The organism is Dyadobacter sp. HNCC25DJ187 (genome assembly GCF_056895255.1).
Window position 1 is genome coordinate 2,065,945 of the sequence record NZ_JBXHAT010000001.1, and the last position, 25,227, is coordinate 2,091,171.

General features: G+C 42.2%; 20 protein-coding genes, 1 tRNA gene and 1 pseudogene. 18 read left to right on the forward strand and 4 right to left on the reverse strand.

What is annotated here, in order from left to right:
• Positions 1–4 precede the first annotated feature (4 nt).
• The 17 genes from AC1XUE_RS08505 (at position 5) to nagA (ending at position 17,280) form a co-directional block, all read left to right on the forward strand.
• Positions 5–1,078, forward strand: coding sequence for a hypothetical protein (locus AC1XUE_RS08505; protein WP_483355509.1), 1,074 nt, complete (start codon positions 5–7; stop codon positions 1,076–1,078).
• A gap of 3 nt (positions 1,079–1,081) precedes the next feature.
• Positions 1,082–1,915, forward strand: a complete 834-nt coding sequence (locus AC1XUE_RS08510; protein ID WP_483355510.1) for an ABC transporter permease — start codon at positions 1,082–1,084, stop codon at positions 1,913–1,915.
• A 17-nt stretch (positions 1,916–1,932) separates the two neighbouring features.
• Entirely contained in the window at positions 1,933–3,192 is a 1,260-nt protein-coding gene (locus AC1XUE_RS08515) for an ABC transporter ATP-binding protein (RefSeq protein WP_483355511.1), read from the forward strand.
• Positions 3,185–4,270, forward strand: a complete 1,086-nt coding sequence (locus tag AC1XUE_RS08520; protein WP_483355512.1) for a DegT/DnrJ/EryC1/StrS family aminotransferase — start codon at positions 3,185–3,187, stop codon at positions 4,268–4,270. The genes AC1XUE_RS08515 and AC1XUE_RS08520 overlap by 8 nt, the downstream gene beginning before the upstream one ends.
• Before the next feature lie 4 nt (positions 4,271–4,274).
• A complete protein-coding gene (locus AC1XUE_RS08525) occupies positions 4,275–6,323 on the forward strand; it encodes an ArnT family glycosyltransferase (protein ID WP_483355513.1) in 2,049 nt (682 codons plus the stop codon).
• A gap of 70 nt (positions 6,324–6,393) precedes the next feature.
• Complete coding sequence (locus AC1XUE_RS08530; RefSeq protein ID WP_483355514.1) at positions 6,394–7,092, forward strand: WbqC family protein; 699 nt, start codon at positions 6,394–6,396, stop codon at positions 7,090–7,092.
• Between the two features lies 1 nt (position 7,093).
• A complete protein-coding gene (locus AC1XUE_RS08535) occupies positions 7,094–7,753 on the forward strand; it encodes an acetyltransferase (protein ID WP_483355515.1) in 660 nt (219 codons plus the stop codon).
• Between the two features lie 57 nt (positions 7,754–7,810).
• Entirely contained in the window at positions 7,811–9,031 is a 1,221-nt protein-coding gene (locus AC1XUE_RS08540; RefSeq protein ID WP_483355516.1) for a glycosyltransferase family 4 protein, read from the forward strand.
• The gene (locus AC1XUE_RS08545; RefSeq protein ID WP_483355517.1) at positions 9,031–10,014 is read left to right on the forward strand and encodes a glycosyltransferase; all 984 of its coding nucleotides are present in this window, start codon (positions 9,031–9,033) and stop codon (positions 10,012–10,014) included. The genes AC1XUE_RS08540 and AC1XUE_RS08545 overlap by 1 nt, the downstream gene beginning before the upstream one ends.
• Complete coding sequence (locus AC1XUE_RS08550; protein ID WP_483355518.1) at positions 10,015–10,770, forward strand: DUF5672 family protein; 756 nt, start codon at positions 10,015–10,017, stop codon at positions 10,768–10,770.
• A gap of 17 nt (positions 10,771–10,787) precedes the next feature.
• Complete coding sequence (locus tag AC1XUE_RS08555; protein WP_483355519.1) at positions 10,788–11,735, forward strand: hypothetical protein; 948 nt, start codon at positions 10,788–10,790, stop codon at positions 11,733–11,735.
• Between the two features lie 13 nt (positions 11,736–11,748).
• Positions 11,749–12,624, forward strand: a complete 876-nt coding sequence (locus AC1XUE_RS08560; protein ID WP_483355520.1) for a glycosyltransferase family 2 protein — start codon at positions 11,749–11,751, stop codon at positions 12,622–12,624.
• Positions 12,625–12,686: 62 nt separating this feature from the next.
• Positions 12,687–13,955 carry a hypothetical protein gene (locus AC1XUE_RS08565; RefSeq protein ID WP_483355521.1) on the forward strand — a complete coding sequence of 423 codons (1,269 nt, stop codon included), beginning with the start codon at positions 12,687–12,689 and terminating at the stop codon, positions 13,953–13,955.
• A 55-nt stretch (positions 13,956–14,010) separates the two neighbouring features.
• Positions 14,011–15,057, forward strand: a complete 1,047-nt coding sequence (locus AC1XUE_RS08570; protein WP_483355522.1) for an acyltransferase family protein — start codon at positions 14,011–14,013, stop codon at positions 15,055–15,057.
• 164 nt (positions 15,058–15,221) lie between these two features.
• On the forward strand, positions 15,222–15,518 hold the full coding sequence (gene trxA / locus AC1XUE_RS08575) for a thioredoxin (RefSeq protein ID WP_483355523.1): 297 nt from the start codon (positions 15,222–15,224) through the stop codon (positions 15,516–15,518).
• Positions 15,519–15,554: 36 nt separating this feature from the next.
• The gene (locus AC1XUE_RS08580; RefSeq protein WP_483355524.1) at positions 15,555–16,118 is read left to right on the forward strand and encodes a pentapeptide repeat-containing protein; all 564 of its coding nucleotides are present in this window, start codon (positions 15,555–15,557) and stop codon (positions 16,116–16,118) included.
• A 52-nt stretch (positions 16,119–16,170) separates the two neighbouring features.
• Positions 16,171–17,280, forward strand: a complete 1,110-nt coding sequence (gene nagA, locus AC1XUE_RS08585) for an N-acetylglucosamine-6-phosphate deacetylase (protein ID WP_483355525.1) — start codon at positions 16,171–16,173, stop codon at positions 17,278–17,280.
• 9 nt (positions 17,281–17,289) lie between these two features.
• On the opposite strand, the gene AC1XUE_RS08590 is transcribed toward nagA, so the two are convergent.
• The 4 genes and pseudogenes from AC1XUE_RS08590 to AC1XUE_RS08605 form a co-directional block, all read right to left on the reverse strand.
• A complete protein-coding gene (locus tag AC1XUE_RS08590; protein WP_483355526.1) occupies positions 17,290–19,488 on the reverse strand; it encodes a B12-binding domain-containing radical SAM protein in 2,199 nt (732 codons plus the stop codon).
• Positions 19,489–19,841: 353 nt separating this feature from the next.
• Positions 19,842–21,713, reverse strand: a pseudogene (locus tag AC1XUE_RS08595) (CocE/NonD family hydrolase).
• A gap of 96 nt (positions 21,714–21,809) precedes the next feature.
• Positions 21,810–22,172, reverse strand: coding sequence for a hypothetical protein (locus AC1XUE_RS08600; RefSeq protein ID WP_483355527.1), 363 nt, complete (start codon positions 22,170–22,172; stop codon positions 21,810–21,812).
• A 209-nt stretch (positions 22,173–22,381) separates the two neighbouring features.
• A tRNA-Glu gene (locus AC1XUE_RS08605) sits at positions 22,382–22,456 on the reverse strand.
• Between the two features lie 262 nt (positions 22,457–22,718).
• Here AC1XUE_RS08605 and AC1XUE_RS08610 point away from each other — a divergent pair.
• Entirely contained in the window at positions 22,719–25,208 is a 2,490-nt protein-coding gene (locus AC1XUE_RS08610; RefSeq protein WP_483355528.1) for a M14 family zinc carboxypeptidase, read from the forward strand.
• The last annotated feature ends 19 nt before the right edge of the window (positions 25,209–25,227 follow it).

The following is a 25,227-nucleotide window of genomic DNA, read 5'->3' on the forward strand; positions in this document are numbered from 1 at the left end:
AAATATGTCAACAACAGCCCGACAAGTTCCTGAGGATGAATTAACGCCTCAGGACGTAATTGAAAAGATTCAGGTAATTAAACGAGCATTAATCAAAAACTGGCTGGTGCTTCTACTTCTACCCGGCCTTGGATTTGGTATCGGATATGGCTTGGATTTAGTGCTCAGAACTCCTAACGAATATGAAGCTGACGTCGTCTTTAACCTTGGCGGCAGTCAAAGCTCCGGGGGTGGTTTGGGCGATATGGCCGGATTACTGGGATTAGGAAATGCGCCGGACGCCAACATTTTTACGGGTGAAAATTTCTTTTATTTCGTAAAATCCAGACCGGTTATTGAAAGAAATCTGCTAAAAGAGGTGGATATTCGTGGGCAAAAAATGATTCTTGCTAATTTCTTTATTGATTCAAGTGGGATTAAGGAGAAAGAATGGGAGGAGACACCGGAATTTCACAATTTCCGATTCAATACATCGAATATCAAACAGTTGGATATGAAATCCAGAATTGTATTGAACCAGCTCGTTCGTAAAGCGACTGATCTGACTGAAATTGGACCTTTGGAAAGAAAATCTTCATTCTCAAAATTGTCTGCGAAAGTAGAGAATGAGACACTTGCCGCCCTATGGGTTACCTCGCTTCTTAAAACTGTAGAAGAGATGTATACGGAAAATCAGACACAGAAATCACGCAAGCAGCTTCGTCTCTTAGAGTCGAGACGAGATTCTTTGGGACGGGTACTCGGTGTAGCCGAAAACCGCCTCGCCCGTGAAGTGGATCTTAGCGCACAGGTTTACGATCCTACTGTAAAAGTATCTGCCAACCGAATGGAGAAAAAATCAGCCTTCCTGCAAACTATGTACTATGAGGCTATGGCAAGTGCTGAAAAAATGAGAGTATCTCTTGTGAGGGAAGCGCCTCTATTTACAGAAATTGAAGGTGTGAAAGTTCCATTGGATATGAAGGCTACAGATAAAACAAGAGCGAAAATCGGATTACTGATCGGTTTGTTCCTTGCTCTTATATTTACTTACCTTCGTACCGCGCTGGCACCTGTACCAAAAACAGTACAGGCTTAATTAATGATTATGAAGCATACTATTACCATCAAGGCAGGAGGTTCAGAAAAGGACTATTGGAAAGATCTGTGGCTTAACAGACAGTTACTCTGGATTCTGTCGAAACGAGATATTTCCGTAAGATATAAACAAACTTTGCTAGGCTTGGCGTGGAGCGTTCTTCGCCCGCTTATGACCATGGGAATCATGGTTTTTGTATTCAGTCTTGTAGCGAAACTCGAAGGAGATCCCGGAATCCCCTATCCGCTTATGGTACTAAGTGGTATTACGATTTGGACATTTTTTTCAAATACTTTTACTCAGATCAGCAGTAGTATACTCATCAATTCAAATCTGGTGTCCAAAGTGTATTTCCCCAGGTTGCTCATGCCTCTCAGCTCAGTAGCTGTAGGATTTGTAGACTTCCTGATAACACTCGCCATATTTCTCATTTTTACTATTGCGTCTGGTTACGGTCTTAGTTGGAATATTATTTTTGTTCCTGCATTCGTATTCCTGACCTTTATTATTTCGCTGGGTTTTGGATTGTTTTTTGCGGTATTAAATGTACGGTTCCGCGATATTGGTCAATTGATTCCATTTATCGTTCAGGTTGGCTTCTACATCTGCCCTATTGCTTACACCAGCAGGCTGGTTGAAGGCCAATGGTTTGAAAGCATCTATAAGCTCAATCCGATCGTAGGTATCATAGATGGGTTCAGATGGTGTTTGCTTGGAGACAAAGCTTATTTTGATCCCCAAAGCCTTATTTCAACCACCATATTATCATTGATTACTCTTGTGTTGTCAATCGTATATTTCCGCAAAAAGGAAAATACGTTCGTTGATCATATTTGAAATAGCTATTTTTGTTTATGTCTGTAATTGTAGCTGAAAATATCAGCAAAAAATATATCATTGACCATCAGAGAAAAACCGGCTCCCCCAGTCTTAGGGATGTGGTATCTGATACGCTCGGGAAATTTCGTCCGGGAAAAAATAAGCAGGATGACTTCGCTGAAAAGGAAGAGTTCTGGGCATTGAAGGACATAAGCTTTAGCATAGACGAAGGTGACAGGATCGGAATTGTTGGCCATAATGGTGCCGGAAAATCGACCCTTCTGAAAATCCTCAGCCGTATTACAGAACCAACGACCGGACAAATTAAGATTAACGGACGTATTGCAAGTTTACTTGAAGTAGGTACGGGATTCCATCCTGAGCTTACCGGCCGTGAAAACATATTTTTGAACGGTGCCATTTTAGGAATGGGCAAAGGTGAAATAAAGCAGTCTTTTGATGCAATTGTAGACTTTGCCGGCGTAGAAAAATTTCTGGACACACCTGTGAAGCGGTACTCATCAGGTATGTACGTACGGCTTGGATTCGCCATCGCTGCTCACCTAAATCCCGAAATTCTGATTGTCGACGAGGTACTTGCTGTAGGTGATACAGAGTTTCAGAAGAAGTGTCTGGGAAAAATGAGAGATGTATCCGAAAGTGGTCGTACACTGATCTTCGTAAGTCACAACCTTACGGCTATACAGGCACTGTGTAATAAATCATTTTATTTCGAAAAAGGCAGACTGATTGATCAGGGTGAAACAACGCATATAGTTACTAACTATCTCAGTAAAGTTTCGCATAAATCACTGGAAAAGCAGTGGGATGATATAAATCATGCTCCGGGAAATGACCAGGTAAGAATTAAAAGCTTCAAGGTAGTTCCTGAATTTCAGGACAACCTTTCTCATATTGATGTGCGCACGCCTATTGATTTCAGGTTTGAATTCTGGAACATGGAAGAAGGTGCTAATCTTAACCTGAGTTTACACTTATATACTTTTACAGGTGAGTGTATATTCAATGTAGGCACACAATCAGAAGCATTTGGCAAAGGACTGGTAACAGGTACTTGTCATATTCCCGGCAACTTTCTGAACGACGGCTCATACGTTGTTTCAATGATGATTGTTAAGGATACCAGTACGGTACTTTACAACATGGAGGAGGCCCTTGTTTTCGATATAGAGGACTACCGCGAAAACGTGACCTGGTACGGCAAATGGCCTGGTTATATTCGTCCTCAACTTAATTTCTCCATTAGACAAACTGAACACCTAGTGAATGATTAACGTCACTAAAACTTTTTTACCGGATCAGGAAAAATACCTTCAATATGTTCGTGAAATATGGGACCGTGGGTATCTGACAAACAACGGGCCTTTACTGCAGGAGCTGGAATCCAAATTAAAGGAATACCTTGATGTTGATCATCTCTATTTCTGCGGAAACGGGACTATTGTACTACAGATTGCTATCAAAGCACTTGAGGTAACAGGAGACGTAATTACTACGCCTTTTTCCTATTGTGCCACATCGAATGCTATTCTGTGGGAGAAATGCACCCCTATATTTGTTGATATTGACCGTTCTACATTCAACATCAATCCGGATTTAATAGAACAATCTATTACACCGGAGACCACGGCTATTCTTGCAACGCATGTATATGGAAATCCGTGTGACGTAGAGAAAATTGAAGCAATAGCTCAGAAACATGACCTTAAGGTTATTTACGACGCGGCGCATGCTTTTGGTGTGAAGTATAAAAACAGATCACTTTTATCTTATGGCGATATCAGTACCTGCAGCTTCCATGCGACGAAGGTTTTTCATACAATAGAAGGCGGGGCTCTGATATCCAATCATCCTGAACTTCATGAAAAGCTAAGTTTGCTTCGCGCTTTTGGACACCGGGGAGATGAAGCCTATCATTTTGCCGGAATAAATGGTAAAAATTCTGAGTTTCATGCAGCTATGGGGCTATGCAATTTGCCTCATGTTGGAGAAATCATCAGCTCCAGAAAAGATATTTTCGATGCTTACGACAGCCAGCTAAACTGGGATATTTTGGAAAGACCAGAACGGAGTGCCGACATAGAGTATAACTATGCCTATTATCCGGTCGTGTTTCCTTCCGAAGTGGTGATGAAAAAAGTAATGGAAAACCTGGCTGAAAATGAAATTATTCCGCGCAGGTATTTTTATCCATCACTGAATACCCTGCCATTTATGCCGAAAGCAATTGTTTGCCCTGTATCAGAAAATATAGCGGAGCGTGTGCTTTGCCTGCCTCTGTACATGGGTCTTCCTATTGAGGATGTTGATCGAATTGCGGCTATCATTAATAAAAGTCTTTTGTCACCATAGCATTATGGTTATAGTATACTTGCTTTCTTTTTTTGCCTTTATATACAGTGTTGGATACGTTGCTAAACGAGTAGCCCAACCTTCGTTAACAGAATGGATTCTCAGCACGTTTGTGCTGTCTGTGGGATGTATCATTCCAAGCGGATTTGTACTTTCAGCAATTGATCAGACAGCTCATGTGTTTTCGTGGATAGCAGCTACCTTCATTATGCTGGGAATACAATACGGACTCTGGTCTGTTTTGATTCCCGCAAAACAACATTACTCGGTTCGCGTAATTTTCAAAAATCGGGCAAAGAGTCTGACTGTCTGGGCAAGAGAATTATCCCCTTATCTGAAATTTATTTTTGGATTACTTTTCGGTACATTTTTAATTATTGCTGTCACCAATCTGATACTGGTTATTGCAACGGTGCCTAACGAGTGGGACAGTATGACAGGGCACTTGAACCGCGCAATTCGCTACATTCAACACGGAACAATGGCTCATTTCGGGGGAACCAACTGGAACATGGATACCTACCCGAAAAGCCTGACGAGCATTCAGATTTACAATTATCTGATCAGTGGTAAAGTAGAGAATGCATTCAAGGTAATACATCACCTCTCCTATTACATTACCATTCTTTCAGTATTCGGTATTGCCCAGCGAATTGGCAGAAATCTATCCGCAAGTGTCTTCTGTGCGTTGGCTTATGCAATGTTCCTGGATTTTCTGATGCAGGCCATTACCACCGAAACCGACATCGTACTCGCTGCCTATTTGAGTACATTGTTGTATTTCCTTTTTACCTATTACAACAGTCGCGATAACCGCTATTTATATCTGGCCGGACTCACATTTGGAATCGTATTTGGTCATAAAGCAACATTTGCTCTTCTGCTGCCTTCTGTATTCGTGGTCATGATTTATACCGTTTTTCTCGCACCCGACTTCAAGGTATTTTTCAACAGAACGCTTCGTTTAGGAATTGCGATAGCACTTTCGGTATGTATATATATGCTACCTTCCGGATACATCAAAAACCTGCAGGTTTTCGGACATCCTATCGGCCCTCCTACCGCGTTGAAACATCAGTCTATCGAACGGTTTGGCTCCGTTAAAAATGGTCTGAAACAAGGAACAAGAAATGTGATCAGATATAGTTACGACTTTTTCAATCTGGATGGAATACGGAATGCACAGTGGGGTTATGACCTGAATACTACGATTCGCAAGCCAATTGTATATCTTGAAGACAAACTGGGTTTGGGATTGGATGAAGAAAAAGAATACGCGATTGTTCCCTTCACCTTTCAAAGAAGATTCGACTTTTATAATGCAAATCCGTATTGGGGAGTGTTCGGTTTTGCACTCATTTTGCCTATTATCCTTCTGGTCTTTTTCCGGGTGATCTGGTCCCGGGTACACTGGTTTCTGGCATTGGCATTTATACTTCACTTCATCGGCATTTCTTTTTCTGCCGTTTATGACCCGTTCAAAGGTCGCTATTTTATAGAAACAGGTCTATTTGGTGTACTTTTCCTTTTGCTTCTGTTTTCGCATCACCGGTTGTCCATCATCAAACCTAGGCGTCAGCTGTGGAAAGGGTATGTAGCGCTAATAGTCCTGATGGCTTGTATCTCTGCTATTATGTCGGTGTATCTCAACGTACGCTGCCTGCCATTCCCTGCATACGGGCATGAATCTGCCCTGAATATGGATAGGATTAGCTACCAGACTTTCGCTCGGCCGGATATAACGGTTGCGTATAGAAGATTTGATTCTATAGTGCCTGCAAATGCTACCGTTGCGCTGGCTACCATCAACGATGACTTTGAATATCCATTATATGGCCAGGATCTGAGTCGGAAGCTGATAACCATTAACCCTTTTGAGCAGGGCCTCAGACCAATCCCACAAGATGCAGAATATCTGTTTTATGCACGAAGTGTAATCAACGATACGAGTAAAATCAAAGCTTTGAAGAGCGATATCCGACTTGGCAGCGATACTACCATGACCGGCCTGATCGTAAAAGGCGAAGACTATTATCTTCGCAAACTGCGTTAAGAAAGGCATATATTACTGGCATCACCATCATCTTAAACCACGGCACTTTACGCCGGAAATTCGAATGCCCATGACTATTGCCATCATGCAACCTTATATTTTTCCATATATAGGGTATTTTCAACTCATCAACGCGGTCGATAAATTTATTATTTATGACGATGTTAATTTCATCAATAAAGGATGGATCAATCGAAATAATATTCTTGTAGCGGGCAAGCCCCACATGTTTACAATTCCATTGAAGGATGCCAGTCAGAATAAATTAATTAATGAGGTACAGATGTTGAAATCTGAGCCGTGGCGTAAGAAGTTCTTCAAAACATTACAACAATCTTATCAGAAGGCACCGAATTATCAAAAGGTTTTTATCCTGATAGAAGAAATTGTAAATTTCGATCCTGAAACAATACATGAATTTACACTAAACGCGCTTTTAAAAACCTGCGCATACATGGGTATTGAAACAGAAATTGTTCCCTCCTCGCGAATTTACAATAATACAAACCTCAAGGGGCCGGATCGGATACTGGATATTTGCAGGCAGGAACATGCTACACATTATATCAATCCGGTTGGTGGAATGGAATTGTATGACAAAAACAGATTCGAGAACGAAGGGATTAAGCTCAACTTTTTAAAAAGTGTGCTCAGCCCTTATTCCCAATTCCAAAATGCTTTCGTACCTTGGTTGTCAGTATTGGATATATTGATGTTTAACGACGCAGAAAAGGTTACCACACTTCTAAAAGATTACGAACTGATTTAAAATGGCTAAGGTTATTATTTTTGGTGTTTTAGATACCGCAGAACTTGCACACTATTACTTGCAGCACGATTCCGAACATGAAGTTGCGGCTTTCGCAATCAACCGCGAATATATCAAGGATGAAAGTTTTCACGGCTTACCTGTTGTTGCATTCGAAGATGTAGAAACAGTGTTTTCTCCTGCTGAATACTCATTTTTCGCTCCAATGACGGGACGCAATATGAATCGCAACCGTGAAGCCATTTACAATCAGGCAAAGGCAAAAGGTTATTCATTTATTTCCTACATCAGCTCTCATGCTACCATATTTGACAAAAGTGTAGTGGGTGAGAATTGCTTCATTCTCGAAGATAATACAATCCAGCCTTTCACAACTATTGGTAATAATGTAGTGATGTGGAGCGGCAATCATATCGGTCATCATGGACGTATTAACGACCACGTGTTTTTTACCTCGCATGTCGTCATGTCGGGACATTGCGAAATAGGATCTCATTCATTTTTTGGTGTGAACAGTACCATCCGTGATTATACAACTATTGCTCAGGGAACTCTTGTAGGCATGGCTTCCGCCATTACCAAAGAGACAGAAGAATGGGGAATTTATATCGGAAATCCCGCAAAAAAAGTTCCCGGCAAGAAGAGCTACGAAGCATATTAACGTAAACCTCTTATCCGGCATTACCATAGGATTACGATCCTGGAAACTTTTGAAGTAATGGAACATAAGAAAATATTATTCGTAAGTCATGATGCAAACAGAGCAGGAAGCCAGTTATTACTGCTTCAGCTGTTGCGGTTGTTGAAGGAGCGTGGCATACCTATGCACCTGCTACTTTGCAGCGGAGGAGCTTTGGAAAATGAATTTGCCGAAGTAACAACCATCACCAGGCTTTATCAGGATAATCACACTTCCCCAAATTTCATTTCCGGACGTATTTTACGGAAAATAAAACTGCAGAAATTGTACGAAGAGCATTCAGCTCAACGTGAAAGTGACCGGATTATTGGTGAGCTCGAAGCTCAGAATATTGGATTGGTATTTGTCAATTCTATAGCAAATGCGGAAGTTTACTATGAAACACTTCGCTTTTTGCATCATCTTCCGATGGTCTTATTTGTACATGAACTTGCTATGTCTGCAAGAATATATACGCATGAAAAACATCTGAATTTCCTGCTCAAAAAGACAGATCATCTGATCGCAGTTTCTAAAGCAGTATCCAATCACTATGTAAAAAAGTATGATTTCCCGCCTCAGCATGTCAGCACATTTACACTGATTGACCATGATCGTATTGATCAAAGAGTTAAACAGGTGCAAAGCAACCTGCTGGAAAAAACCTATAAGATTCCGGATGACGCTATCGTAATTGGTGGATGTGGAAATGCAGAATGGAGAAAAGGCAATGATATTTTCAACTGGATTGCCCGCAACGTAATTAGCAAGACCAACCCGTTGCCCGTATATTTTGTTTGGGTAGGCGCAGGACCGCAACATGAGATTTATGAATTGATTGAAAGCGATATACGTCACATGGGGCTTTCCGACAGGATTATTCTTATCCCTCCAACCCCTCAGGCACTTGATTACATCAACCGATTTGACATATTTTTACTCAGCTCCCGCGAAGATCCTTATCCGTTGGTAGTACTGGAAGCAGCTCTGCTGGAAATTCCGGTGGTCTGCTTTGAAAATGCCGGAGGCTCACCTGAACTGATCGAAACAGACGCAGGTTTTGTGGTGCCTTATCTTGATATTAATGCTGCTTCAGAAGCAGTTATCAAACTTATTCTTGATCCGGGGTTACGTCAAATGATGGGAGAAAAGGGGCGAAAAAAAGTGTTGGATCGCCACAATGCAGAGAAAAGCGTAGGAAACATTGAAGCCATCATTCAAAAGTACTTACCTTTGACCGTTTCGGAACAGCATAACTAATGACCATTGCTTTTACAATTTGTTCAATAAATTACCTTGCTCAGGCACGTACACTCGGGGATTCACTAAGGAATACCAATCCGGATGTGCAGTTCTTCATAGGGCTTGTTGATATTCTGGAGGGTGTCAGTTTTGATCCTGCATTCAGACCGGAATATCCTATGATAGAGATTGATAAAATCGATATACAAGGTTTTCAGGAAATGGCGGACCGGTATGATATTACCGAACTCAACACGGCAGTGAAGCCATTCTATTTCACCTATTTTTTTAAGAAATATCCGCAAGCCGACAATGTCATTTATTTCGATCCTGACATTATTGTTTTTCAGCCTATAACAGAGCTGAAAAATTTACTTGCCAGGTATCCTGCTGTGGTTACACCCCATATCAATACAGCAATTGATGATCGTTTAACACCTAATGAATTACATCACCTCAATACCGGCATTTACAACCTTGGTTTTGTAGCTTTCGCAAGAAGTGACGAAACACTGAAATACATCAAATGGTGGGAAGAAAAACTCAGATACGAATGTCTGATTGATCTTTGTAATGGTTTGTTTACAGATCAGAACTGGATGAATTTCCTGCCGGTATTTGTAAAGGATACTTTTATCCAACGCAATCCTGGCTATAACGCTGCTTATTGGAACCTCCATGAGCGTACTTTTTCTCAGTCAGACACAAACCACTATGTCAACGGAAATAATCCTCTGATTTTTTTCCACTATAGTGGTTATGATCCGGCAAAGCCTGAGGTGTTATCTAAGTATCAGGACCGCTTTGAGCTGTCGGAGAGAAAAGATCTTACGGCACTTTTCCGGCTTTATAAGGATAATCTCTTGGATAATGGGAACGCTTATTATCGCCAGTTCCCCTGCTATTACATCAAACCTAAACGGGTGTTGCGTTATCAGCGTGTTCGAAAATGGATTAAACTCCCATTTCAATACGTTATAGATCAGCTTGAAACGATATAAATGAAAGAACTAGTTTCGGTTATTATCCCAATTCCTGATCCAGAACTGACTCCAACTCAAGAAAAATCTCTTCATAGATGTCTGGAAGCACTGTCTCGTTATCCGATTATGTTTATAACAGCGGAAGGGGCTGATCTGGCTATCGTGAAGGAGCACAAAGCTGATGCGGACATCATTTATTTTCCGAAAGAATATTTCAAATCCCGGCAGACGATGGCAAAGTTATTCCTGCTGGATGAATTTTACGACCGATTCAGCTGGAGCGATTTTTTGCTGATACACGAACTGAATAGCTGGGTCGTAAGGGATGAGCTACACTATTGGTGTAAACAGGGTTACGATTACCTGAAAGCCAAACCAGATGGTAGTCTTTCCGGAAAGATGCCAGGTCAGGTTTCACTGATGCTAGGGCTAAATCAAAATGAGAAATTGAATATAGACAAGGCGTTTGAAAATAATGGACTCATTCTTTGTCATGTGCAGCGAATGATTAAGGCGCTCAGGAAGAAAGCAAAAACTGCCTATCAATACCGTCATGACGAAACATTGATACATCGGGATTCTATTTTCTGGGAGGTGGAGGCGAACAGACTTTGGCCAACTGTCAGAAAGCCAACCGAAGTGGTACGCAATTTCTTTTGCATAGCACTTTCAACACAACAATCAGCCAGTCAATTCGCAGGCCGAACATTACCTTTCGCCTTTACGGGTGTCAACAAGGACAATATAGATGATCTTCCGATACAGGAAGTGTAAGGAAGAAATTAAATACCATGAACATCATTTTTACAGTCTGCAACCGAACAAGTCTGGCACATGCACTCGCATTGGCCAAGTCTGTGATGCAGTACCCTGGAAATCTTTTTTATCTTGGCTGGGTCGACTATACTGAGATTTCAGACCTCCCGGCTTATATCAGGCTTATCAAGACTGACGAAATTACGATTCCGAACTGGCAACAAATGACGGAGCAGTATTATGATTTTGAACTTGTGAACGCCTGCCGTCCATGGTTTCTTAAACATCTGCTACAGCTTCATCCGGATAATTCCGGCTTTACATTTTTTGCCCCTACCGTATTTTTATATAATTCTTGCGAAGAAATTATTTCAAAGACTGCGGGCATGCAGGTTACACCACATATTACGGAAGCTTTAAAAAAATCTTCTGTACTGGATGACAAAAGAATCCTCAACGTAGGTATGTTTCATTCCGGCAGCTGGACCTTCTACCGGGGTGAAGAAAGCCTTCAATTTCTGGATTGGTGGGCCGAGCGAATGCCGGACAGAGCCAAATTCGATTTATGCCATGGCATGTGCATGGATCAGTTGTGGCTCAATTTCGTACTGGTTCGTATTCCGGATGCTATCCAAATTTCAAATCCCGGCTGGCATTATGGTTTGCATTCAGTTTTAAACAGACAACTGGAACTAAGAGACCAGACCTATTTTGTGAACGGAGAGAAATTAATTTCGGCAGACTTTGCAGGCCTGGACTTCTTTGATCCGGTTTGGTCTGATCATGCGCCGCTATTAAAAAACAGTGGTTTGTATAAAACACTGTACAATGACTATAAGAAGGTTGTAAATTCTTTTAAGCAGTTTGTCCCCGGTGGCAAACCAGGCTTCGGAAAAAACCCTGACATTAAGCCGGATCGCCTTTTCAGGAATAAGTGGAGGGCCAATCTGAAATCAATAACCCAATTTATTGATCAGTTTTAAAATTTATCGATACATGAAGTCCCTCGAACAATATACCAAGGAATTACGCACACTGGTTTCTTCACCCAATATCAATCCGGAGAACCGACCTGACTTTCCAAAACTGACAATTATTACGCCATCCTACAACCAGGCCGATTTTTTGGAACGTACGATTTTAAGTGTACTGAACCAAAATTATCCGAATCTGGAATATATCATCATCGATGGTGGATCCACTGATTACAGCGTTGAAGTGATCAAAAAGTATGAGAAACACCTCACTTATTGGGTTTCTGAAAAAGACCGTGGCCAGGTACACGCTATTAATAAGGCTCTTGAAATTGCAACTGGTAACTATATCAGCTTCCAAAACTCAGATGATGTATATTTCCCAGGCACTTTTCTTCGTTTTGGAGAAGCGGCCCGTCAAACACCTGCAGATATATTGTTCGGTGACCTGTTTATGATTTCTACGGAGGACGAAGTGACTGAGATTCTGAAAACGACGTCTTACAGCTTTACATGCCAGGTATTGGAGGGAATGCAGATTCATAATCAGTCATTATTTTTTAAGAGGGAACTGGTAAAGAAGTACGGCCCGTTTGATGAGTCATATCATTTTGCATTTGACTATGAGTTCATCACCAGATATACAGCGGACGGAACCGCTACTGTTAAAAAGGTAGAAGGACTAGGCGGAGCACTAAGGATTCATGCGGATGCGAAATCTTCCAATATTGCGCCACTGGGAAAAAAGGAACATGCTAAAATCAAGGAATTGTACATTTCCGCGGTAGGCAACCCATCTCTCAACAAATTGAGGTATCTTTGGTGCAGGTTTCGGAAAGTAGCCTACTTCATATTCAAGTTCGACTTTAAATACATTAGTTTTAGGTTATCCAGATGAATTGGAGTCTGTTAAATGTTTATTCAAATTTCACTTACCTCAGGTACTCTGTAGGTATAGCTATGATATTCAATGGATTCCCATTGATATTCTTTATCCGTGATACACTGAAGATAGGTCCTGCCAATAGTATTTTTACAGCAGTTTTTCTTGCATTGGGGCTCATGCTTATGCTCCCTATGAACTTGTTCAGGCGCCTTTATAAGCCTAATACCATCCTGTTCAATCTCGGGTTAGGCTTCATGCTCATCATGCTTTATTACTTTCTTTTTCTCAATTATACGGGAAAAGCAGTAGCTGATGTAGGTAATTTTGTTTTCATGTTTGGCTTCCTGATACTGCTGCTGCACATTCCGAACGATATTTCTGATACGCTGGTAACCATACTTTTTATCCTGTCTCTATTCGCTAACGTAACACTGGTGTATTCCCTGTTGACCGACCCAAACTGGAGTCCCGGGATGCGTGCAGCGGTAAGTTTTTCTAATGATGGAGCTCAACCCGGTGGAAATCCACACATTACGGCACGTAACGGAGTCATATGTATTGTAACAGCATTGGTATTATTCAGCCGTTCAACAGGCATTATTAATAAGGCATTTTTGTTCTTCTCTGTCTTGTTCAGCCTTGGTGTGGTCGTTTTATCACTTGCCAAATCCAGCTATATAGGTATCGGGCTGATGACTATGGCTTACCTGATTTTTCAGTTTAAAGTTTCCAGCATATTCAAAGCTGCATTGAATATATTTAAGTTTCGAAGTCTGGCTCTGGTCATAGTCATCATCATCGGTATACGCTATTTCATGAATCGTTATGGCGATATTCTTAACTTACTTCTGGTTTATTGGGATACGTTTCAGGATCGGATTATGGATGTAATTTTTACATCTTTCGGTGTCAAATTAACGGAATCAGCGGATGTGGATTATTCCGCAATGGGCCGTGTCGGTGGCTTTGAAACATTTCTAAATACTTTCTTCTCCTGGGATGTGTTCATGGGTAGAGGTTTCAAAAGCGACTATCTGGACGTCCCTATACTGGAATCATTCGTTGCTTATGGAATTATAGGTTTTCTATTCTTCGCATTTTTCAATCTGTTTTTATTCATTTTTGCAATACGCGAAATCAGACGGCCTACCGCAGCCATATCAACTGCTCTTGGCTACTTTTATATCTCTCTCACGATTCTTCTGATCACGGGTGGCCGGCCTACTGATATCGCTTTCTGGTTTCCGTATATCGTAATGATACGTTTTCTGGGTGTGAGATATTTCGAGAAACGGGAAGAATTGCCGGTTCATGAAAAACCATTATCTACTATTCCTGCTTAGCCCGTTACTCATTATACCTGACGCTAATACAGCAGATTATTTACAGAACCATTAAATGAAAGGAAGAGTAGAGCAGCTTGACGGTTTACGCGGTATTTTTGCAGTTCTTGTTGTTGCACACCATCACAATGCTTTCAAAGATTCCATATTTTACAATAACTTTTTTGTAATTAACTCCGACCTCTTCGTTGATTTCTTCTTCGTGTTGAGTGGTTTCGTGATTGCACTCAATTATTACTTTCGTCTTGAAACGAAGGACGATTTTTTTCTTTTTCTGAAAAAGAGGTTTGTGAGATTGTATCCTCTGCTTTTTTACACTGAGATTGTCTTTCTCGCATTCAATATTATTGGCGATTTCAGTTCTTATAAGAACGTCAATAACCTGAGCATGTCCTACTATTTCGAAACCGTATTGGACACGCTAACCTTTATGGGCTCTACACCCGTATTTGGTGACTGGATCGGCCTCAACTATCCTGCCTGGTCGATATCTGCAGAGATGATAGCCTACATCACTTTCGGACTGACGCTCATTCTATTTACCCGATACAGGCTCATTGTATTTATCCTTACTACCATACTTTGCGGTGCATTCATCATCCAGCACGGTGACTATCTGCTGGCTTACGATTACGGCTTTGTACGTGGGATTTTCTGTTTTACGCTTGGTGTATTTACATATAGTTTTGTACAAAACAGAAACCTTCAACTTTCAGTCCTTGAGATCCCTTTCTTAGTCACTGTCGTTCTGGGTATGTTCATCGTTCATCATTATGATCTCAATTTATGGAAACTTGTTTTCCCATTTCTGTTTTCGGGTGGTGTCATCATCTTTTGCAATTCTTCCGGTTTGGTCACCAAACTGTTGCTGACGAAGCCTTTCCAGTATCTGGGTAAAATATCCTACTCCATTTACCTTAATCACGCCATCGTTCTGATCGCGGTAAACGTGATACTCTTCAGGGTTTTGAAATCTGCTCAGACCGAGACGATGATCGGCACCTCGTTGCTGATATCCATCACTTTAACAATTATTTATTCTCATTTTACTTATGATTTGATCGAGGTAAAACTGGGAAGATTTCTCAGATCTAAAATCTGACTGAGATGATGACGCATATTATTTTCTTCTCCTTGCCCCGCCGCAGGCAAACCATTTTTTAGTTGGCTTCGTTGTTTTCACAGGCATTCATTTTGTAATGATATGCTACAACCGTGTATCATCATTGGCGATTTTTTTCATATTTAACCATTCTATATACTGATATGTCATCTTTCAAAGAACTCATCAACGGCAACAAACCAGTTCTCGTCGATTTTTCCGCTGAGTGGTGCGGACCTTGTAAAATGATGAAACCCATTCTGGAAACGCTTAAGGCAGACCTGGGAGAAACGGCAACAATCATCAAAGTAGATGTGGATAAAAACCCCTCAGCTGCTCAGGCGTATAAGATACAGGGAGTACCTACCCTGATCGTATTTAAACATGGAAAACCCATGTGGAGGCAATCCGGTGTGGTTCAGGCTGATCAGTTGAAATCCATCATCAACAAGTATATTTAATTTTTAATACCGTTATTAAAGATCCTATTCACTTCCATGTCAGTTTCACAAGACAAGCCCTACTACCACAATATAGATTTTTCAACAGAAACATTACCTTCTGACGAATTTGAGCAGGCAGATTTTACCAATTGCACTTTTGTTGAACTGACAGGTGTCACGTTGACGGACTGTATTTTCACAGACTGTAACCTCAGTAATGTGTCATTCAAAAACAGTAAACTTGATAATGTTTCTTTCGTGAATTGTAAACTGACGGGAATAGATATATCCGTAGCCAAAGATTTCGGACTTCAGGTCAGATTCGAGAATTCGATTCTAGACTACGCGATTTTCGAACAGAAGAAAATGAACAAAAGTACATTTTCAAACTGTCGGATCCAGGGAGCAGATTTTACCCAAGCTGATCTTTCGAAATCCAAATTTCACAATTGCGATTTCAGTGAATCTGTATTTGCCAATACGAATGTATCCGGAGTAGATTTTACAACATGTAAGAACTTTACAATTGATCCTACGATGAACAACGTGAAAAAGGCGAAGTTTCTCTCATCCGACCTTGCAGGTTTGCTTACGAGATTTGATATCATTGTAAAATAATAGTTTGCGGTCCTATTCCCAGACTGTACATCATCTCAAAAACATCAAAGAAATGCCAGATCAGTTATTTGCTAAAACAGTTTTCACAGGTAACGAGATTTTGAAAGATCAGTTGATTACGATCGAAAATGGTCGGATCATTTCTATCGATCATCAAAATTCTCCAAATGGCACCAACGTTGTGAATAACCTGGCTCCCGGCTTCTTTGACAGTCATATTAATGGTGGTGAAAAGTATCATTTTACGCAAAAAGCAGATGAGGAAACGATTGACGACATATACCAAAGTAGCGTAGGAACCGGCTCAGCGTATATATTCCCAACGTTGATTACATCTCCGCAGGAGAACATCCTGAAAGGAATAGAAGCAGTAAGAAGTTATCAGCAAAAAAATCCGGGATCAGGCGTACTGGGAATGCATCTGGAAGGCCCTTTCTTAAATCCGGTCAAACGTGGTGCACATCTTACAGAATTCGTACGCAAACCAACCAATGCAGATCTGGAAGAAATTATTCGCTATGGAAAAGGTATTATTAAACTGATCACGATCGCACCTGAAATGTTCACAGAAGAACAGATTCAGATGTTGCTGGATTCAAAAATTACCGTTTCGGCAGGACATTCCAACGCTACCTATCAGCAAGCTACCCATGCTTTTACACAAGGTATCCAGGTTGTTACGCATTTGTATAATGCCATGTCGTCTTTCGGTCACCGCGAACCGGGACTTGTTGGCGCTACTTTTGATAGCAAAGAGACTTACGCACCTATCATCATGGATGGCACGCACTGTAGCTATGCCGCAGCAAGAATCGCATACAGGTTGAAAAAAGAAAAGTTATTCCTCATCTCGGATGCGCTATTTCTGAATGAAAAAGTAACAGAATTTAAATGGGGCGAGTTTGATGCGTATCTGAAAGACAGTAAATATGTCAATTCGGATGGAAACCTTGCCGGAGCCACTATTTCCCTTCCCGATGCAGTCAGAAATGCTGTAAATGAAGTAGGCATTCCATTGCAGGAAGCGGTTGAAATGGCTACCATCAGGCCTGCCAGGGCAATGGGGATATCTGCGCACATCGGAGAAATTGCCGTGGGTTTTCCAGCCACCTTCACTACTTTCGATGATGATTTACAGCAATTCTCCGTTTTAAAAATGTAGCTAATGCTATTAAACAATCAGAAGTCCTCGTTGCCGTAATGCCTTCCAGGTTGTAGTCTGCGTATACGATTGGAAACTGCCCAATCCGGCTTCCTCATAATCTTTTTTTAATTGATCGAGTGCATAAGCAGCCGGATTACGAATAAGTAATTTAGGAATTACTTCGGTCAGCCATTCAGCTACGGGTACATCTGCTTCCACCGCCCATTCTTTTTTCTTGTCAAAGAATACCAGCTCAGCAACTTCTGTTGTCTTCTTCCCTCTCTTTTCTTCAAATACGGATAACTCCGGCAAGCTACCTGTCCATACCACCAAAGCATTGGGCCTTGTCGCGGCATCTGGAATTTCACGTATACTTTTCTCTATATAGCGTGGAGATATGGAAGGTGCAGGCACTTTGAAATCAAACCACTCTGACAACGGGAAATCCAGACAAACACCATGCATATAATTGAACAGCGATTTTCTGAGTCCTTCGGCAAACAAGTCGTGGTTGGCCCCGCTAGGGTCCTGGTGCTCCAGATCATTGTATGCAAATTTTCCCAAATCCGGCCCGATCCGCATGACGTCGAATTCTTCGGGATGTAAACCAACCGGACTATGTGCCGTCATCGCAAACCGGTGCCAGAATCCTGATTGTACTATGCCTTGCTCGAACAACTGACGCACCATTTCAAGTGAATCAATGGTCTCTTGCATGGTTTGCGTAGGAAAACCGTACATCAGATAAGCATGCACCATAATTCCCGCTTGTGTAAAAGCGTCAGCCACCCTTGCCACCTGCGCAACAGTTACACCCTTCTTCATCCGTTCCAGCAATCTGTCCGACGCTACTTCAAGCCCGCCTGATATAGCGATACAACCCGATGCTTTCAGCAACAAACACAAATCGTGTGTAAAATTCTTTTCAAAACGGATGTTCGTCCACCAGACTACCGTCAGTTTACGTCTGATCATTTCCAGAGCCACATCACGCAATAATGCCGGCGGAGCTGCTTCATCTACAAAGTGGAAACCATTTTGTCCGGTCTGAGCGATGATTTCTTCAATCCTGTCGCACAGCAAAGCGGCGGTCATCGGCTCGTATCTTCGGATGTAATCCAGTGAGATATCGCAGAAAGAACATTTCCCCCAATAGCACCCATGCGCGAGTGTGAGCTTATTCCAGCGTCCGTCGCTCCATAGCCTGTGCATCGGATTTACAATCTCGATTACAGACAGATAGTCGAACAAGGGTAAATCGCTGTAATCCGGCGTGCCTGTATCCCGCTGCGGTACATCCTTTTCCTTTGCTCCATTGTGGTAAATTACTTCTCCGTTGATACAGGAATAAACCCTTTTCAGCTTTTCCAGTGGTCTTTCGCCATCCAGGTACTCCAGCAATGACAGCAACGGTGCTTCGCCGTCGTCCAGACAAACGAAGTTGATATAATTAAAAACGCGTGGTTCTTTCAACGACCTTAACTCGGTGTTTGCAAAACCTCCGCCCATGACCACCTGAATCTGCGGATAGTGCTTTCGGATATACTGTCCACATTTGAATCCTCCGTATAAATTTCCCGGAAACGGAACCGTAATACAGACAATATCAGGTTGAAAATTCTTTATTTTTTCGTTCAGGATAGAAGTCAATATAGAAGAAACGATTGTATCCGGCTTTTCTAGCGCCTCTTCCATTTCGTCAAAACTTGTAGCCGACCGACCCAGTCTTTCCGCATACCGGCTGAAACCAAAATGCGGATCTATTGCTTCCTGAATCAGATCACCCAGATCTTCCAGATACAAAGTAGCCAGGTGCCTGGCCTTATCATGTATCCCCATCGTTCCAAATGCCCAGTCCATATCTTCCAGTTGTTGGAAACGACTTGCTTCAGGAAGGTAGCTTCTGTCGCAAATGCTATGTGCCAGCGTCGGATTCTGGTTTTTCAGGAAACGTATGACAGGATCGATGGTTGCGATATATTCACTTCTGAGCGCATATATACGGAAACTGTTTTCTGTCAGTTCTGCATCCGATTCATCGAGTTCGGTAAAAAGGCGTGTAAGTCCTTTGGAAGAAAACAGAGATAAAATCACCTCTATCCCCAGATCCGCCTGGCAGGATTCCCGTCCCAACGTATTCAGAAAGCCTTTCAGATAAGCAGTTGCAGGATACGGCGTATTCAGCTGGGTAAAGGGGGGAGTTATAAAAAGTGTTTTCTTTTTCAAGGCGCAACTGCTTCAAATTTTAATCTACAAAGGTACGTAACTTTTGGAAGGATAAAATTTTGATGGCGGACAGGATTTGCCACGGATACACGGATGAGCACTAAGATGTTTTTACATAAAATTAAAATCCGTGATTATTCGTGCATCCGTGGCTAAGAAAACTACTTCAGAATTTTGCCACGGATATACAGATGACCACGAATCTGCTCGATTCAAAAAAAAATCAGTGAAAATTCGTGCATCCGTGGCTAAGAAAACTACTTCATCAATTTTGCCACGGATACTCAGATGACTACGAATCTGCTCGATTCAAAAAAATCCGTGATTATTCGTGCATCCGTGGCTAAGAAAAATCAGTTCATGACCGGTAGCAATACATGACTACTGTTTTTTGCATCGTGATGAATGGTAATTTTTTGCTTTTGGAAGTCTTCCTCATTCGCTTCAAAAATATTCATGAATTTCTGCGGGTTACGGTCCACCAGCGGAAACCAGGAGCTTTGAATCTGTATCATCACCTTGTGTCCCTTTTTGAAAGTATGTGCTACCTCATTGAGTTTAACCGTCACTTTTTCAATTTTATCTTTCGTAAATGCTTCTGGCTGACTGAAGCTATTACGGAATTTCCCTCGCAATACCTCCGCCCGTAACATCTGCTGATATCCTCCCATTTGTACGGGACGTTGTCCGTTTTCCGTCGGCAACGACGAACCGGCCGGTCATACATCAATCACTTTTACGATAAAATCTGCATCCGTTCCCGTCATAGAGACAAAGAGATTCGCTGCAATTTCACCAGTTAAAGTCAGATCCTTCTCCAAAGAATCGGTTTGAAACACGATCACATCCGGGCGTTGTGCTGCGAAACGCTGGTCTTCCGCCATATATTCATTATTACGACGCCCTGATATTACACTTGTGTACGGAACAGGTTTTGCCGGATCGCTATCGTACGCAGTAGCACTGTTTTGATCTGTTGGTTTCGATGTGGTCAGTTTACCTTTATTTCCTAAATAGAATGCACTCGGCTTACTTTCTTTCGGAGGCCACACGTTATAGTTTTTCCATTGATTAGAACCTGTTTCAAAAACCGTCACTTCAGGCTGGTCGAAAGTACCTTTGTCTTTCAGATAAAAACTAAAAAACTTCGTTTCGATCTCATCCTGGTAATATTTGTTGACATCCGCACCAAACTGATACTGCGCAAAAGACTTCCAGGAAGGCGATGCCCAGCCCCCGTGCGTCCATGGTCCCATCACCAATCTTACATTATTGCCAGATGATTGCTTTTCGATAGCAGAATAGGTTTTCAAAGCACCATACAAATCCTCGGCATCAAACCAGCCTCCTACCACCAATACAGCCGGTTTCACATTTTTCAGATGCGGCTTTATATTCCTGGATTGCCAAAACTCGTCATACGTAGGATGCGCTACCACCTGTCTCCATACACTGTTGGGATCCGAAAAGTAGGCGCTTGTATTGGCTTTCTTCAAAGGACCAAAATCAAGAAAGTACTGATAGGCATCTGCATACGAAGCGTTGAAAAAGCGTTTATAACTTTCTCCGTTCGCACTTTTCGGGCCATCAAAACCGCTGTAAAAGCCAAAATTATCCATCAGGAAAAACGCACCGTTATGGTAACAGTCGTCTCCGATAAACTCATCCGACATCGGTGCCTGTGGTGAAACGGCCTTCAACGCCGGGTGCGCATCCGGCAAAGCAGCCGAGGAATAATACCCCGGAAACGAGATACCATACTGCCCTACCCTGCCATTGTTTTTGGTGTTTTTCAAAAGCCACTCAATCGTGTCATACGTATCGCTCGACTCATCTACATCCTTATTATTCTTCTTGTTCGGTATAGCCGGTGTCATTTCACGGAAGTTACCTTCACTTTTATATCTGCCACGGGCATCCTGATACACAAAAATATATTTGTCCTGCATCAGCGACGTATTCGGGCCCAGCCGACGTCGGTAACTGGCCGCACCATAAGGGCCTGCCGAATAGGGCGTGCGCTGCATCAGTATCGGATACGCCTGTCCGTCTTTGGGAGCATATATGACAGTATGTAGTTTCACACCGTCGCGCATGGCTATTGTATGTTCTGTTTTGATGAAGTTGCTGCGAACCCAAGCCGTATCCTGCACAACGCTGGTTTGCGCCAGAGACGAAAATGAGATAAGAAAGAAAAAGTAGTAAAACAGGCGGGAGACGTACATTGGGATGAAGTAAAAATAAAAAGGCGGTGAATATCACCGCCCAAAATAACTATAAATTCCGAAATCAGAGTTACAGCTGCTGTCTCTGTATTTTTCCTACTTTTGCTTCACGGCTACAATCGGGAATTCACCATATTGCGAAGACATATTCCCTTTGAGTGTATCACCCATTTGGGTCAGACTCACTCCTATTGAGCCACCGTCGAAATCAAATTTAAAATTCACTTTTCCATCCGCAGCGGTGAGTTCCTTCATCTGCCTCGACTTCTCTGCATCCATATAGCCAACCATAGCATTGTCTTTCTGTTCAAAAACAAAGACACCCTTTTGATACTCAGGCGGCACATCCGAGATCGTATAAGCCCAGGAGCCTGTCAAATCATCCGCAAAACGGACAGAACGCGCCGCAACCAGCACAGTACATAATAAGATCGCAGTGAACAAGTACTTCATTTTCATAGTAACAAGCAGATTAAAGTGATGTGTAAGATAAATTATCGTGGTAATATCAGAAATTGCTAGAATATTTCAGCGGGGTGGGTGAAGAAAGTGCTATTTATTAATGAAAGGTTTACATGAGGTTGGTTTAATCAAACTCCCGAAATGCAAAAAAACCGCCTCATTGCTGAGGCGGTTTAAAAAGTGTTGAAAGTGCGTTAACCGCAACTTGGTGACCCATAGGGGAATCGAACCCCTGTTTCAACCGTGAAAGGGTCGTGTCCTAACCGCTAGACGAATGGGCCGACTGGTCTCCTACTTCGTGGCGTTTTCAGCACTTTCTTTCACTTTTTCGTTCTCGTTTCCGTTAACGTGGTGCAAATATGCAGGGTTGGTTTTTAAGATCCAAATGTCCTGACAAAAATAAATTAATAATTTTTTCACATCGCTCATTATCAATGCGTTTTAAATAAAAGTTTTTTTTGAACCCATCTGCACTCCGGTAAATTCAGCGTTATTTATAAATTTGGGTAGTCCTAATTTCTTTCTAACACCACAGGCCTGTTTATGACCAGATATCTTTATGCACTTCTATTTCTACTATTCGTCCTTCCCGCACAGGCGCAACAACAAACTCCTGATCAATATCTAGGTTATCCGCTGGGATCAAAGTTTACTTACCACCATCAGATCATCGATTACATCAAGCTGCTGGCAGCTCAGAATCCGGATCGCGTTAAAATTATCCAGTACGGTTCCACCAACGAGGGCCGACCGCTTATTACGGCTTTTATATCTTCCGCCGAAAACATGGCCAATCTGGAAAAAATCAGAACCAACCATTTGAAGAGCATCCGGATGGCAGAAGGCAAGCCTGACGGAAAGGTAATTCCTATTACGTGGCTCAGCTACAATGTCCACGGCAATGAAGCTGTTTCGGCGAATTCGAGTATGAAAGTGGCCTATGAATTGCTGAACAAACAAAATGCAGTAACGCAGGAGATCCTGAATAACACAGTCGTGATTCTTGACCCCTGCCAGAATCCCGATGGCTATGAGAGATATACGCAATGGTACAACCGTTACCAGAACGCCGTTGCTGATGTAACACCGTTTGCTTTGGAACACGACGAGCCCTGGCCGGGTGGACGTTTCAATCATTATCTTTTTGATCTGAACCGCGACTGGGCCTGGCAAACACAAAAGGAAACCAAAGAACGTATTGCACTCTACAATCAGTGGATGCCGCATTTGCACGCCGATTTTCATGAAATGGGTTCCAACAGAAGTTACTACTTCCCTCCTGCAGCCAAGCCTTTCCATAAAGATATTACTTCATGGCAGCGTGAATTCAACGAACTGGTGGGTGAAAACTGCCGCCGCTATTTTGACAAAAATAACTGGGCTTACTTCACCCGTTACAACTATGACCTGTTTTACCCAAGCTACGGTGATACCTGGCCATCTTTTAATGGCGCGATCGGAATTACTTACGAACAAGCCGGTGGAGGAGCTGCTGGTTTGGCCATTGCACGTAAAACAGAAAAAGATACATTGACCTTGGTGAGCCGTATTGATCACCACTTTGCAACGAGTCTGGCTACATTGGAAGCAGTGGCTTCACGTAAGGAAAAAATTGTCAGCGAATTTGTGAAGTTCCATGAAGATGCAGCGACAAACCCTGTCGGCCCTTTCAAATCCTATATCATCAAAACAAAGGGCAATGAGGAGCGCGTGAGATCATTCACAGAGTGGCTGACCAAACAAGGTTTCCAATACGGTCAGGCAGGAAAAGCGATCACCACAAAAGGAACTGAGCTAAGCAGCTCTACAGATCAGTCTGTGAAGATTGAAAACAGTGACCTGGTGATATCTGCGTATCAGCCAAAATCCAATCTGTTGAGAGTGCTGTTTGAAACCAGGCCTATACTTGAAGATTCTGTTACCTATGACCTTACCAGCTGGGGAATCTCTTATCTGTTCGGACTCAAAACGTATGGATTAAAGGAAAAGCTGGTTCCGGCAACATACGAGGCAACTGCTGTTGAAAACAAAGTGCCTGCCTCTTCTCCGTATGCGTATCTGGCCCAATGGAAAGATGTAGAAGACGTGGTATTTCTTTCAGAGCTCTTGAAGCGTAATTTTCTGGTGAGAAGCTCCAATGTTCCTTTTGAAATGAACAATGTGAAATACGATGCCGGCACACTGGTGATCACCAAGAAGAGCAACAATCAGCCCGATTTCGATCGGCAAATTGCTGCACTGGCTAACAAACATCATGTACGGCTTACACCCGCAACTACGGGTTTCGTTACTGCCGGAGCTGATTTCGGTTCGGAGTTTGTTCCTGTCATTACCTCTCCCAAAGTTGTAACCGTTGCAGGACCCGGTGTGTCTGCTACTTCATTTGGTTCGGTATGGCATTATTTCGAACAGCAGATTCACTATCCGATGACGTTGGTAGATCCGGGCAAGCTATCTGCTTTGCCATGGAATGAAATTGATGTATTGATACTACCAGCTGGCCGTTATTCCGGAATTCTCACAGACAAGGTTTTGGAACAAATCCAGGATTGGGTTAAAAAAGGCGGAAAGCTAATTGCTATGGAAAGTGCCAACAATGCTCTGCTGAACAAGCCAGGCTTCAGCATCACTAAAAAAATGACAGACAAAGGCAAAGAGCCGGATGTATTTAAAAAATATGGAGATCAGGAAAGAGAAGAAACCAGTGATTCATCTCCGGGAAGTACTTTCAGTGTAACCTTTGACCGTACGCATCCGATTTCGTTTGGTTTAAAGCAAGATTATTACACACTAGTGAGAGACGCCTATGACATTGAACTCTTGAAAGATGGCTGGAATGTCGGTTATCTGAACGAGAAAGGATATATGGCAGGCTTCGTCGGCGAACGTATGACGAGCAAATTAAAAAACACGCTCATCTTTGGTGCTCAGCCTGTAGGCAAAGGTCAGATTATTTATATGTTTGATGATCCATTATTCCGAGGTATGTTATACGATGGTAAAATTCTTTTTGCCAACGCATTATTCAGATAATAACTATGGCAATCCGGTT

Excerpts from the sequence above, each read along its gene's own strand:
- trxA (WP_483355523.1), top strand. The coding sequence starts at position 15,222 with ATGTCATCTTTCAAAGAACTCATCAACGGCAACAAACCAGTTCTCGTC.
- AC1XUE_RS08510 (WP_483355510.1), top strand. The coding sequence starts at position 1,082 with ATGATTATGAAGCATACTATTACCATCAAGGCAGGAGGTTCAGAAAAG.
- AC1XUE_RS08515 (WP_483355511.1), top strand. The coding sequence starts at position 1,933 with ATGTCTGTAATTGTAGCTGAAAATATCAGCAAAAAATATATCATTGAC.
- AC1XUE_RS08520 (WP_483355512.1), top strand. The coding sequence starts at position 3,185 with ATGATTAACGTCACTAAAACTTTTTTACCGGATCAGGAAAAATACCTT.
- AC1XUE_RS08555 (WP_483355519.1), top strand. The coding sequence starts at position 10,788 with ATGAACATCATTTTTACAGTCTGCAACCGAACAAGTCTGGCACATGCA.
- AC1XUE_RS08610 (WP_483355528.1), top strand. The coding sequence starts at position 22,719 with ATGACCAGATATCTTTATGCACTTCTATTTCTACTATTCGTCCTTCCC.
- AC1XUE_RS08600 (WP_483355527.1), bottom strand. The coding sequence starts at position 22,172 with ATGAAAATGAAGTACTTGTTCACTGCGATCTTATTATGTACTGTGCTG.
- AC1XUE_RS08545 (WP_483355517.1), top strand. The coding sequence starts at position 9,031 with ATGACCATTGCTTTTACAATTTGTTCAATAAATTACCTTGCTCAGGCA.
- AC1XUE_RS08550 (WP_483355518.1), top strand. The coding sequence starts at position 10,015 with ATGAAAGAACTAGTTTCGGTTATTATCCCAATTCCTGATCCAGAACTG.
- AC1XUE_RS08525 (WP_483355513.1), top strand. The coding sequence starts at position 4,275 with ATGGTTATAGTATACTTGCTTTCTTTTTTTGCCTTTATATACAGTGTT.
- AC1XUE_RS08580 (WP_483355524.1), top strand. The coding sequence starts at position 15,555 with ATGTCAGTTTCACAAGACAAGCCCTACTACCACAATATAGATTTTTCA.
- AC1XUE_RS08535 (WP_483355515.1), top strand. The coding sequence starts at position 7,094 with ATGGCTAAGGTTATTATTTTTGGTGTTTTAGATACCGCAGAACTTGCA.
- AC1XUE_RS08565 (WP_483355521.1), top strand. The coding sequence starts at position 12,687 with ATGATATTCAATGGATTCCCATTGATATTCTTTATCCGTGATACACTG.
- AC1XUE_RS08505 (WP_483355509.1), top strand. The coding sequence starts at position 5 with ATGTCAACAACAGCCCGACAAGTTCCTGAGGATGAATTAACGCCTCAG.
- AC1XUE_RS08540 (WP_483355516.1), top strand. The coding sequence starts at position 7,811 with ATGGAACATAAGAAAATATTATTCGTAAGTCATGATGCAAACAGAGCA.
- AC1XUE_RS08570 (WP_483355522.1), top strand. The coding sequence starts at position 14,011 with ATGAAAGGAAGAGTAGAGCAGCTTGACGGTTTACGCGGTATTTTTGCA.
- nagA (WP_483355525.1), top strand. The coding sequence starts at position 16,171 with ATGCCAGATCAGTTATTTGCTAAAACAGTTTTCACAGGTAACGAGATT.
- AC1XUE_RS08560 (WP_483355520.1), top strand. The coding sequence starts at position 11,749 with ATGAAGTCCCTCGAACAATATACCAAGGAATTACGCACACTGGTTTCT.
- AC1XUE_RS08530 (WP_483355514.1), top strand. The coding sequence starts at position 6,394 with ATGACTATTGCCATCATGCAACCTTATATTTTTCCATATATAGGGTAT.